Source organism: Bacteroidales bacterium (assembly GCA_014860585.1).
GTDB lineage: Bacteria > Bacteroidota > Bacteroidia > Bacteroidales > 4484-276 > RZYY01.
In genome coordinates this window covers 1-13074 of record JACZJL010000061.1, presented here as the reverse complement: position 1 = coordinate 13074, position 13074 = coordinate 1, and the positions used below count along the sequence as shown (strand labels likewise).

The window sequence follows — 13074 nt, the reverse complement described above, 5'->3', positions numbered from 1 at the left end:
ACATATGGATATTTTCAGGATAGGTTTGGCTAAACTGTTTTCAAAACCGGCGAGTACCGTACTTAGTATTCTGCTGTTTGCTATCGGTGTATCCATCATTTCGCTGCTGATCAACTTGCAGCAAAGTCTTAAGGGGCAGTTTAACCGGAATCTTGCCGGCATCGACCTTGTGGCAGGCGCCAAAGGAAGTCCGCTGCAACTCATTCTCTCCACTGTATTTCATGTTGATGTTCCAACCGGGAACATTCCATTATCCGAGGCCAACAGGATCAGCAAAAATCCGATGATCGAAAAAACCATTCCCATTGCCCTGGGTGACAGCTATAAAGGGTTCAGAATCGTGGGTACTACAGGTGATTATCCGGCGCTTTACCAGGCAGAACTTTTGGAAGGTAACTGGTTTGAAAAATCGGCTGAAGTAATCATCGGATGGGAAGCAGCCAGGAAGTGCGGGCTGAAAACCGGAGACCGTTTCAGTGGAGTTCATGGATTCATGGAACATGGCCATTCACATGACTATTTTGAATATCAGGTCGTTGGCACGCTAAAACGATCAAATACCGTGATCGACAAATTGATCCTCACACCTGTCGAAAGTGTTTGGGAAGTACATGGTGGTAAGACATACGGGCATGATGATGAGGAAAGTGTTCCTGATCCTCACGACCATGCAGAATGTGATCATGACGATGAAGAACATACCATCCCCGAAGCCAATCCGGTATTGGAAGAGATCATGGCTAAAATTGAAGCCGATGAAGAACTTTCGCGGGAGGAGATGCTGATTTTCAGCGAATATAAAAATCTGTTGGCTGAAAGGGATGATCACCCTTCAGAAGAAATCACCGCACTGCTGGTTTTTTTCAACAGTCCGGTGGCCAATGTCACATTACCACGACTCATCAACGAAACCACGAACCTCCAGGCTGCAGTGCCCGCTTTCGAAATCAACCGGCTGCTTGGACTGCTGGGTATTGGCATTGAAACACTGAGGCTTTTGGCATGGGTAATCATTTTCATTTCGGGAATGAATATTTTTATCCACCTGCTCAACATACTCGGCAAAAACTCCTACGAAATCGCTCTGATCAGGGTATTCGGAACCCCGAGGTATAAAGTATTTCTCATGCTCCTTTCACAGGGATTTTTCCTGTCTGTTTCCGGATGGATAGCCGGACTATTCCTTTCCAGGTTTGTGTGGATGTTACTGCCTTCATTTGGTGGTTTTTCAGTTGAACACATTCCTGTTGTAACGGCTAATGAATCACTTTTACTGGTTTACACCATTTTCGTAGGAATAAGCGCTGCCATCATCCCGGCCGTCATCGCTTACAAAACGAACATTCACAATACACTCAGCAAATCATGAGAGCACGGTGGCTGCAATGGATCATTGCCTTTTTAATTTTATCTTCATCGGCTGAGATAAAAGCTCAATTCCCTCCCGACGACGGGTTATGGAATTTACTACTTGATGATGTAACGGTGCGCTACAAATACTCATTCAAGAGTGAGGGTTTTATTCCAAAGCCAAATTTTGGCACTCAATTACAAGCACTTAACAATACTGAAGTCAACCTGGTCGGGTTTTATCTTCCGGCCAATATCACCGGGAGCAGTTTCGTGGTTTCCTATTACCCGATGGCCATGTGTTTCTTTTGCACCGGAGCAGGCATTGAGTCTGTCGTGGTCATGTATGCTGCGGATGGCGAAGAAAAGCGATTCAGCAGCCTCCGAACCGATGATTTCATCGAGGTAAAAGGTCGGTTGGAATTGAATGTAGATGTGAATAAAAACCTGTTTTACATCCTCCACGATGCGCAATGGGTAAGAACGATAAAATGAGATCGTTCACCCGGTTTAACAATCTGCTGGCATTATTTAAAGGATCGATCAACATCCTCTGCACATTGTTTGAGGACATCCACAGTTTCCGGACCCATGTTAAACAACAGGTCAATGATGCTTAACCCTTTTATGAACCCTTGTTTTTCCTGAAAAACCTGGTAATAATCAGGAAGCGAAAACAGCATGAAGGGCTTTTTAGGTGTAATTTCATCGCGTAAATCCAGTATTCCTGAAGGATTGAGTTCAAATGTGGTGGTTAATTCAAACTCCGGTTCAATGCCCACAAGTTCCATTATTTTCTTCATCAATTCAAGATTAAACTTCATCAGGTTTTCAAATCTTTTTGTGTAAAACGGCTCCAGGTCATCCTGATAATAGAGAAAAAAAGGCGAATTGGCATAGGCCGCCACCAAAGCCCTCCAGTGCAACTTTTGCCAGTTTTGTTGATAGGAAATAGCAATCTCCCTGGTTTTAGTATGGTTCCCATTAATTTTGATCACAGGTATGGTCAGCGAAAGCTTCCCATTGGAAGTTGCAATCACACAACGGTTACGATAGGTCTGTTTGGGATAGGTTTCATGCTGTTCAATCAGCACTTTATTAGCAGTGAATAAAAAAACAAACCACTGTAATGGTGGAAGGTAAGCAATTGGCAACAGAACCGTTGACCCACTTTTCATTTCAAACATCTTTGGATTCATCGTTGCAAAGATTGAACTTATTTTCAAATCCTTTCCAAAACTCCCTCAGATTGACTAAATATTATTTGATGTGCTTCAATGACACATCCGATCATCGTTTTTGATAATTCATTATCGTTCCTAATATTCATCATTTTCTTTGTGTCCCGTACGCACGGGATCGTGTCTTCTTGGTGGTTCTCTGTGCAATAGCTATAACACAAAGTTACCCAAAGAATCACAGAGTATCACCAGGAGATATTGGCTCAGAAACAACAAAAACAATCCTCAGCACAGCAAAATAATAGTTGGACATTAGATTTCCGGAAAATTGTAAACTTAAAACAATAACCTATTTTTGCTCCATAAAAATACATCACCTAATTCGAAGTAAAATGATTAGAAACCTCCGGCCATTCCTGCTTCTTGTTTCATTCCTTACAGTCCCTTTTTTCTTTTTAAAAATATTTACCGGTTGTTCCAGTTGGACTAAGGAGCAGCGAAACAAGTACCAGTCGCATGTAGTAAGTGAGAATCAACTGCTAATACAGACAACGTTGGGCAGATTATCTGTGGAGTTCATTAATGAGTCCATCGTTTCGGTTACGTTTATGGCTTCGGGCAAGCAGCCGGTTGACACCTCACATGCCGTGATACTCCGACCCGACGGACTATCCGTTTCATTCAAAGAAGAAGAAGACCAGGTGATCTTTTCAAGAGGTAATTTTGATGTCATCGTAAAAAAAGCTCCGTTTCAACTATCCTTTTTCAAAGACGGAAAAGAGGTTTTATCTGAATCTGCCGGTTACTTCAAACGAAAACAGGATGAGGGTTTCCGGTTTGCCCTTAACAGTGAAGAAAAGATTTACGGCGCCGGATTCCGGACAACCCCGTCAAACCGTCGTGGTCAGCGTTTTGAGCTATACAATCAGGCTCGTTATGGTTACAACCTGAACGCTCCAAACCTCAATTTTTCCGTCCCTTTTGTAATCTCCTCCAACGGTTATGGTCTGCTGTTCGACAATGCACCACGTGGCTGGCTTGACCTTGATGTCGCAAGAAAGAATGAAATGGAGTTCAGTTCGATCGGTGGAAAGATGACCTATTATGTGATTGCCGGAAATGATTACGATGCGTTGTTGAATCAGTATGGTCAGCTGACAGGATATCAACCTATGCCCCCTCGATGGGCGCTGGGAAACATTCAATCCAAATTTGGCTACAAAACCCAGGTTGAAACAGAAGCGATCGTCGATCAGATGATTGCTGCAGGCTACTCACTGGATGCCATTGTGATTGATCTTTACTGGTTTGGTTTGGGCACTCACGATCATTTTTACATGGGCGATCTTGACTGGTACAAGGAAAACTGGCCGGAACCCGAAAAGATGATTCAGGACTTCAGGGAAAAAGGGGTGAAAACAATTCTGATCACAGAGCCTTTTATTTTACAGGAATCAAAGAACTGGGAACTCGCAAGTGCAAAGGGGTTGATGGCAAAAAATGAAAAAGGTGAACCATTTGTGATCCAGGATTTTTGGTTTGGCCTGGGTGGATTGATCGATATTTTTAACCCAGAGGCTCGGCAATGGTTTTGGAGCAAATACAAGGCCCAGAACGAGATCGGGGTGGCCGGCTGGTGGGGCGATCTTGGCGAGCCTGAAAAACATCCTACGGACATGGTTCATACTGCAGGTACCGCCGAAGATGTGCACAATATCTACAGCCATTACTGGCATAAAATGTTGTCGGATTTCTATGCAGCTGAATACCCTGACGTCCGGCTTTTTAACCTCAACCGCGCGGGTTTTGCCGGATCACAGCGTTTTAGTGTTTATCCCTGGTCGGGCGATGTTTCACGCGACTGGGACGGATTTAAAGCGCAGCCGACTGCCGTCCTTGGAATGACCCTGAGCGGATTTTCCTACATGCACTCCGACCTGGGGGGATTTGCCAGAGGCACACCCGACGAAGAACTCTACCTCCGCTGGATGCAGTACGGTGTGTTTAATCCCATTTATCGCCCTCACGGCGATACCACTGCTCCCGTCGAACCTGTATTCTACAGTCAGAAAGCGCAAGCCGTGCTGAAAGAGTACATCAACCTGCGCTACCGGATGTTGCCCTATAATTACACCCTTGCATGGCTGAACAGCACTCTGGGCACACCCCTGACCCGTCCACTCTTTTTTGAAGAACCCGATAACTCCGAAATTGGTGAAATTGATGACACATATCTTTGGGGACCAAACTTGCTGGTAGCCCCGATTTTTGAAAGAGGACAAACATCAAGACGCTTCTACATGCCCAAAGGCAACTGGTTCGACTTTTTTACCAACGAAAAATACACCGGGGGAAAATGGATGGAAGTGCCGACTTCTTACGAAAACATCCCTGTTTATGCCCGAGGCGGCAGTTTTATTCCCTTGATTGAACCCATCCGCAATACGGAGGAATATTCGTCCGAAAACCTTATCGTTCATTATTATTTCGATCCGGAAATCCTCAACTCCGACTTCGTGATGTACGAAGATGATGGGAGAACCATGAATGCCTATGAAAAGGGGCTTTACGAATTACTAAAAATGCAGGCGGTGCTTTTCGATAATTTTACCCTGTTTACTTTCAGCCGTCAAAACGACCTGGAATATCAAGGTATGCCTTCGGGTAGAACGATCGAGCTGGTAATTCATTCATTCAACAAATCACCCGGAAACATACGGGCAGGCGATCAAAACATAAAACCAACCGCCTCTTTTCAATCTTTTGAAGAATCAGCGCCCCCTGCGGCCTGGTTTGACATGGAAAATAATCAACTTACAATACGCTTCAACTGGACCGATCCCAGGTTGATTTTACAGGTTCAATATTAATCATCAACTCAAAATAACACAACATGCCAACCATCGAAAAACTCAGGCAACTCTGGATTCAACTCTATGGAGAAGCCAATGAAAGCCAACTTACTGAATTTATTGATTTCCTGGAAGTTTTCAGGCAATCCCATACCATCGAAGCACAACAGCCCGAATGGTACAAGGATGCCATCGTGTACTCGCTTTATATTGATCTGTTCAACAATGATTTCAAAGGTTTAACGGATAAGCTGAACTACCTGAAGGAGCTCGGTGTAAACTGCCTCTGGTTGTTGCCTATCCTTGATTCGCCGATGCGGGATGCCGGTTTTGACATCAGAAATTACACGAAAGTGAGGGATGAATTGATGGGTTTGCCTGCAAATGCCGGTGATGAAGAAAAATATGGCGTGTTTAAAAAATTCATTGATGATGCACATAAAATGGGTATTCGGGTGATCTTCGACATCGCGATGAACCACACCTCCGAAGAGCATCCCTGGTTTGTGGAAGCACGGAAAAGTGAGGACAATCCATTCCGTAATTTTTACATCTGGAGCAAGGATACAGACCGATACAAAGATGCCCGGATCATCTTTAAAGGGATGGAGACAAGCAACTGGGAGCCGGATGGTCACTGGAACTTCTTCCACCGCTTTTTCAGTTTTCAACCCGACCTGAACTATCGTAATCCGCAGGTTCTGATTGAGATGTCGAAGAATTTGCTCTTCTGGCTTGGTCATGGAGTGGATGGTTTCCGTGTGGATGCCATTCCATACCTCTGGAAAGAAGAAGGTACCGACTGCGAAAACCTGCCGCAAACCCACGCTATAGTTAAGTTTTTCAGGGCAGTAGTTGATTACGTCAGACCGCACACACTGCTGCTTGCCGAGGCCTGCCAGAAACCGGTTGAGGTGATTAAATATTTCGGAACCGGCGACGAATGTCATGCCGGCTACCACTTCCCATTGATGCCACAGATGTTTAAGGCCATTGCCATGCAGAGCCGCGAACCCATCATGAAAACACTGAGCAAAGAGGTGACCCCTGATATTCCCGACACTGCACAATGGTTTACCTTTCTGCGCTGCCATGACGAGCTGAGTCTTGAGCTGGTTTATGTTTCGGAAGAAGATCGTGCGTACATCCATTCCAATTATTGCCTGCAAACTGAGTGGAATTTCCGCGAGGGCGAAGGCATTTCAGCCCGTCTTTCGGAACTGATGGGGCGCAATCCCGACAAAATCGCCCTCTCCTACTCTGTCATGCTCACACTTCCGGGCACCCCTATCATTTATTATGGGGATGAATTTGGCAAAGTGAACGATGAACATTATTACAAGGAAAAAATCAAAGAAACCGGGAAAGACGACACACGGTTCCTGGTTCGGGGGAGGATTGACTGGAAACAACTGGCCAAAGACCTGAAAGATAACAACTCTCTGTCAGCAAAGGTCCATAAGCGATTGTCGCGGATGATCCAGTTGCGCAGACGTTATAAAGCCTTTGGACGCGGTTCATTAACATGGATTGAAGCAAAAAACCAGGAAGGGAATGTGAATGAGGCCGTCATGGTTTATTTACGAAAACTGCAAACTGAGCAACTCCTGATCGTTCACAACCTGTCGGAACAACCGCAATCCTGCCGCCTGAAATTCCAGCCCGAAATCACCTGGACTGATATGTTCGGCAATCAGGCCAATTATGATGAAAAGAACCAGCTGCTCCACCTGAAACCTTACGAGTATTTATGGTTTAAAGTGTAGTAATCATCAACTTTCTTAAACGGTACGCTTAGGCTGGGAAGTAAGCGGAATCTATGCCTGCAGGCTGTTGACCTACCTTCCAAGAACTTTTTATTCAATTTAATCCCCCTGTCAGGGTCAAATATGTCTTTTTTGCACCCTCGGTGCAATTTTTACTAAAGGTAAAATATTACAGAGCGATGACCGGTGAAGGGTTTCACCCAATTTAATTAATGATAGCGCTTTATCATTTGAAAATCAATTTTGATAAATTCTCAATAACAACTACAAACTATGAACTTAAAATGATATCAGATGTTTGATTACCCATGCTCATCAAACCATGAATATAAAATCCTCAAAATCAATTATTTTATGAAAATCATTTTACTCAAAATTACCATCTTTTTTTTTCTGATCCTGCCCATGGTACTGAGTGGGCAAAGTGAAGCAGGTTCCCCGAACAAAATTAAAGCAAACAGCATTTCGCTTGGCATTGTAGGCGCCCCTGCATGGCCAATTGGTATATCTTATGGTCAAATGCTCACCGATCGGTTTTCATTCGAAATGGGCGCCGGTATCAGATCCGCCGGGGCGGGATTTAATTACTACCTTACAAACCCGGGAATTGACAGGTTAAATTTTCATACCGGCTTTTTTGCAAGTATAAATTATGACGGATTTCCAATGTATTATTTACCGGTTGGCGCTACTTATTTTGCGAAAAACAATCTTCAATACAGCGCAGATGTAGGGATTCTTTCATCCAACGGTGTTGAGGGGGTTACATTTTCTGAAAGTTCCACCAATCCTTCACTGTGGTTTGGTTTAAAGGTTGGATACAGGTTCGGAGAAGACGTGGCAACCCTGAACAGCAAAGAAAAAACCTCTTTGAAAAATATCGTCAGCCTTAACCTGGGGGCAAGCGATCCATATGTTGGAGTTTATTATGAACGGTTACTGACGCCAAATTTTGGTGCAGAAGCAGGAGTTGGGATATTAGGAGCTTCACTCGGAGTGAAATTCTACTTTCCTGCCATAAGAAACGGACGATTGAACTTTCATTTGGGCGCATCGCAAGGGTATGGATACGGCGAATGGAAAGCCTATTTCCCAATTGGGGTCAATGTTCTCACGAATAAGAATTTTCGGTTTAGCCTGGATGCCGGACCACAAATCTGGTATGACACAAACGACATAACACCTTCCTTTTCAATTAGATTAGGTAAAGCATTTTAGCTTCTGTCCTATGCAAAAGCATCATTATTTGTAAAACGAATGTTGATGAAAGATACATTTGACAGCAATGGCGAAAATACATAACAATAGTAAAGTGGAGACCAGCGCCCACTTAAAAAAACGGCCTTCCCCGGTTGGCAAATTGGGGGGCGTTACCGAAAAGCCTTAAGAGTAGGAAATAAAAATTCGTATGTATGACAAAAATTAGTTTTAAGATTTTACTTGGTATTGGTATTATTTTGACAACAATTGCAGGTTGCAGCAAAGATGATGAGGATAAAAACACTACTCCTTCGGTAACAACAGATGCCGTCTCAGCCATTACCCATTCCTCAGCTATCATCAACGGTAACGTAACCAACGATGGTGGTTCTGTAATCACCGCGAAAGGATTGGTTTGGAACACCAGCCCCAATCCCACACTCAGTAACTTCTATTCAGTGGATGAAAACAACATAACCGGTGCTTTTGATGACACAATTACCGGGCTTACTGCTCAAACTACCTATTACTATCGGGCCTACGCTACAAATAGTGAAGGTACTGCTTATGGTAACGAAGCAAATTTCACTACGTTGGAAATGAGTAGCAGCTTGCTTTATAATGGTCTTGAATATGACATGGACAAAGGAATCATTGAGTTTTACGGTCTGGTAAACACAAACCCCGCGAGCTACAATTTTGATGTCATACTTTTATCACCAGGGGTCGAATATAATGGAGAAGACCCAACAGGTCAGGGACATGCGATTCTTTGGGAAATGTTTTCGTCATCATCCACCGACCTTGTTCCGGGAACCTATTCGTTCGATGCAAATGAAACATACAATGCCAATACATTTGACTACAGCATTGCTTTGATCGATTTCGATATGACAAACGGATCAGGAACTTACGTTTTTATAACCGGTGGAACAGTAACCATTGAAAAATCGGGCTCAACATACACAATTACAGCTGATTGTAACACATCTGATAACAAGAAAATAACAGGCTACTACAAGGGCAATCTGACTTTTTATGATAATTCGGGCAAGGAAAAATCTTCGAAATTTTCCCGAATCAAATCAATCGAAGTTCATTGAAGTTGCAATAAAGAATCTGGTCAACCTTTTTATAAACATTGGCTAACCTGTTTTCCTGCAGGCTGTTTTCTACATGCATAGTAATAGTCAGATTGAAATTAAGGATCAAACCTACCTGAATAGACCAGATGTAGCACAACCACTACTGAAACATTATTTCTGCTTAGGCTCCAACCTAAGCGGAAATTTTTCCTTTGGCTTTTGACCGCTTTCTGAACAAGACCACTACTAAAAGATTGAACCTTTTAGGAAAAAAAATTTATTGATCAGCTAGTTCCAAACGTCTCCGGTTGGTCCATTGAAATGACTGGCTATTGAATAATGAACAAGCCGCTTTTAGATTTTTCCCCAGATTGTAAGAGGTGAAGAACATAAACGCCGGAAGGCAGACCATCCAAACTAATCTGTTGCTGCCCGGCTGTAAGGTTTCCCGATTTAATTCCCGTGCCATTCATCTGGATGATTTCATAGCTGAATGTGCCTGAATTGTAGGGGTCTTCCAGCATGAAGCTGATAAAATCACCCGCCGGATTGGGGAACAGGTTTAACCGGTCTTCACGTTCGATAAAGATGTTTTCGACAGAAGTAAGAAGGTCGTTTTGTACGATGTCTATACCTGCTATAACAGGTACATAAATGAGCCCGTTAACAAACGGTGTTTTTGACTCTAAAAGCCGGTTGCTGTAAAAACCACAATGAACCGGCGTTAATTGCTGAATATCATATATCTGCAATCCAATACTCCGTTCATAGACATACAAATAATCCCCTTCGATAAAAACGTTGTTAAATTCCCTGCTTAGTTCCATGCTTTTTACCCTGAAAATTGAGGTGGGGTCTGATACATCGAAAACATTCAACGATTTTTCGGAAATGGTATAATGAACACTGGAAACTACATAAAGCATCGAGCCTTTTAAGTCCAGCGATGTGGAACCATAGTTTTGGATACTTGATAATTGACTAATGTTGAACGGGTCGCTAATGTCAAGAACTATAACACTCAAGGTGCTCGCCAGGTACAGAAGGTTTCCTTCAGCAATCATTTCATTTATCCAACCATAAGGATAAACCCCCAGCAGGTGTGGAAACATGATGTCTGAAATGTCAAATACCTCAAGGTTGTTGGAATGCCCTACGAAAAGCAGGTTGTTATGTTTTAAAATGTTGTCAGGAGTTGCGGCTGTATTAAACGAGTTAAGAAAAATCGGATCAGAAGGTTGCGTCACATCATAAACCATAATATCATAGTAATGGCTGTTAAACAACAGGTCGTCTTTAACATAGATTTCGTAAGAGGTTTCTGATTTTTCGATCTCAGAAACCTTTACAACATTTAGAGGGTCGGTAATATCCAAAACCATGATGGTCTCTGCTGGTGCGCTAACATAAAGGTGGTTATCCCAATAATTGGCGTTCTTAGCTGGACTTGACAGGCCAATACTTGACAGCAGGGTCATTTCAGAAGGAGCAGTTATATCAATGATGTTGAAAGCAGGACCATGACAATGATAGGCATAACCATCCTTTAGTATTACCTGTCTGTTAGGCACATCAGCATAAAAAGTTCCAAGGCTGTCAGGTGCAGAGGGGTTGGAGATGTCATAAAGCGCGAAGCCTATCCAGCTAAGTGTAACTGCAATAACATCATTCTCAATATTGATTACAGTACCCCAACCGTAAATGTATGTGGTTGATAATAAATTGAAAGCCGGGAGTTTAGCAATATCAAAAATCATTAGCCCCTGGTCCTTGTTAAAAGCATAGAGCAGATCGTCAACAATTGCCAGACTTCGCATATTGCCAGAAGTAGAATAATGGTAAACGAGTTCAGGCGTTGTCGGATCACCCAGATCATAAGCCATAACGCCTGATGTTCCTGCCGCTATCCATGCAAGACCATCCAGCATAACGACGTCATTCATCTGATGCTCCATTTGGTGGACAGCAACCATAACCGGATTATTTGCATCGCTGATATCAATGATACCAAAGTAATTATCATACATTGCCAGGTATACGAAATTAGCATAGAGACTCACACCGTAGGCAAAACCTGGAATATCGAGATGCGAGATAATTTCAGGTTGTTCGGGATTGGAGACGTCGAGGATGAAAAAACCAGCATATCCAGCGGCATAAGCCTTTCCATCAGCAAAGGCTAAAACATTGATCCTGTCATCCACAAAAATTTCGCCTTTAAGCTCTGGTTGTTGGGGGTTGGCGTATTCATAAACCTGGATTACCCGTCCGTAGCTCAAAAAAAGATGATCTTCGTGTATTGCTAAGGTATTTCCCCACGAATAAGGCCACACGCCGATTCGCGTGGTGTTCAGGTTATCCTGCGCAAAGGCAGGTAATGCATAAACTGCGAAAACAAGCAAAAGCATTGAATATTTTTTCATGACTTCAGGGATTTATTTTGGTTAATATTGATCACTGTTTCACCACCTTTTCGCTTGCAATGAGGCGGCCGTTTTGTTCGATGCTTATCACATAAACGCCGGCAACAAAGTTCGTCAGGCTGATTTCCGTTTTGCCGGATGTGATCCGGTTGCGCATCAGCAGGGCGCCGTCGGTTGACCTGAGCGACCAGTCGGCATTGTTAACGCCATCGGGAACCTCAATGGTGATGGTTCCATCGGTGGGATTGGGATAAATTTTCATTTGCAGGGCAGGCTCAATGGAAGGTTCAGGAACATTAGCGGAGCCATCCGGACAGGTAACAACGCTGAAGACCAATTGCCCGTTGTCCGACAACACCCCGCGCCAGCACTGGCCGTTGGGCGATTTCATGATGATGCCTTTGGTGATGTCTTCGATAAAGATATCGCCGTTGTGAAAGAGAAAAGTTTTGTCCTGGCTTGTATTGAAGCTGAGGTGGTCGTTCTCTTTGGCGATGATGAAATGTTCGCCGGAAAAAGCGATGCTTGAGTGTTTATCGCTCCCCGTAGCTTCCAGCCGCAAAGTGGCATGCTCATTCTCATCAGCGCGGATATGCAGTTTAGCCTGTGGGTCGGTTACGTTGCCAATGCCGATTTTGCCGGTTTGGTAACCATAGGGGGTTTCACTTACAAAAATGGTTGGCTTATCGCTACTGAAGCCTATCATTAATGTATGAGGAATCCCATTTGTAAGACGTAAAGTATTGTCTTTACCACTTCCTAACACCATTGACCTTGATCCAGAAGCGTTCAGGAACCGCCCGATTGTTATAGCAGATGGAGCACTAGAAGTTACATTTCCTCCTATTGCTGTTGATACTTCCCCAGAAGCTATAGAAAGATTACCAGAAGCAAATGATGAATATCCGGAAGCAGTTGTGTTTGTCCCGATAGCGATAGCATTGGCGCCACTGGCAATATTATTCCCTCCTGCAATCATACTACCCACAACCTGTAGTCTTGCCTGAGGATCGTTTGTGCCAATGCCAACCTTACCGTTTTCGAAAATCAAATTGTTGTTTTCGGGCAGGGTGAAGCTCAGGTTGTTTTGTGGTGATGCCGTGAGGTAAATATCATCAGAAAAGTAAAGTCGCGAGTGTTTATTGCTACCGGTAGCCTCCAGCCGCAAGGTAGCATGTTCTTCCTCATCAGCGCGGATGTGCAGTTTAGCCTGAGGG

Annotated in this window: 9 protein-coding genes; 6 read left to right on the top strand and 3 right to left on the bottom strand. The window is 43.6% G+C overall.

Annotated features, from left to right (window positions below):
* The first annotated feature begins 4 nt into the window (after positions 1 to 4).
* Positions 5 to 1369, top strand: coding sequence for an ABC transporter permease (locus tag IH598_06685; GenBank protein ID MBE0638185.1), 1365 nt, complete (start codon positions 5 to 7; stop codon positions 1367 to 1369).
* A complete protein-coding gene (locus IH598_06680) occupies positions 1366 to 1845 on the top strand; it encodes a DUF3299 domain-containing protein (protein ID MBE0638184.1) in 480 nt (159 codons plus the stop codon). Before IH598_06685 ends, IH598_06680 begins: the two co-directional genes overlap by 4 nt.
* Before the next feature lie 32 nt (positions 1846 to 1877).
* Here the strand turns inward: IH598_06680 and IH598_06675 are convergent, their stop codons facing one another.
* Positions 1878 to 2528 carry a WbqC family protein gene (locus tag IH598_06675; protein MBE0638183.1) on the bottom strand — a complete coding sequence of 217 codons (651 nt, stop codon included), beginning with the start codon at positions 2526 to 2528 and terminating at the stop codon, positions 1878 to 1880.
* A 395-nt stretch (positions 2529 to 2923) separates the two neighbouring features.
* On the opposite strand from IH598_06675, the gene IH598_06670 reads away from it, so the two are divergent.
* The 4 genes from IH598_06670 to IH598_06655 all read left to right on the top strand — a co-directional run bounded on the left by IH598_06670 (position 2924) and on the right by IH598_06655 (position 9452).
* Complete coding sequence (locus IH598_06670; protein MBE0638182.1) at positions 2924 to 5401, top strand: DUF5110 domain-containing protein; 2478 nt, start codon at positions 2924 to 2926, stop codon at positions 5399 to 5401.
* Between the two features lie 23 nt (positions 5402 to 5424).
* A complete protein-coding gene (locus IH598_06665; GenBank protein MBE0638181.1) occupies positions 5425 to 7149 on the top strand; it encodes an alpha-glucosidase C-terminal domain-containing protein in 1725 nt (574 codons plus the stop codon).
* A gap of 354 nt (positions 7150 to 7503) precedes the next feature.
* Positions 7504 to 8367 carry a hypothetical protein gene (locus IH598_06660; GenBank protein MBE0638180.1) on the top strand — a complete coding sequence of 288 codons (864 nt, stop codon included), beginning with the start codon at positions 7504 to 7506 and terminating at the stop codon, positions 8365 to 8367.
* 194 nt (positions 8368 to 8561) lie between these two features.
* Entirely contained in the window at positions 8562 to 9452 is an 891-nt protein-coding gene (locus IH598_06655) for a hypothetical protein (protein ID MBE0638179.1), read from the top strand.
* 311 nt (positions 9453 to 9763) lie between these two features.
* On the opposite strand, the gene IH598_06650 is transcribed toward IH598_06655, so the two are convergent.
* The gene (locus tag IH598_06650) at positions 9764 to 11857 is read right to left on the bottom strand and encodes a T9SS type A sorting domain-containing protein (protein MBE0638178.1); all 2094 of its coding nucleotides are present in this window, start codon (positions 11855 to 11857) and stop codon (positions 9764 to 9766) included.
* A 31-nt stretch (positions 11858 to 11888) separates the two neighbouring features.
* Positions 11889 to 13074, bottom strand: a 1186-nt coding sequence (locus IH598_06645; GenBank protein MBE0638177.1) for a T9SS type A sorting domain-containing protein, incomplete at its 5' end; no start/stop codon positions are given.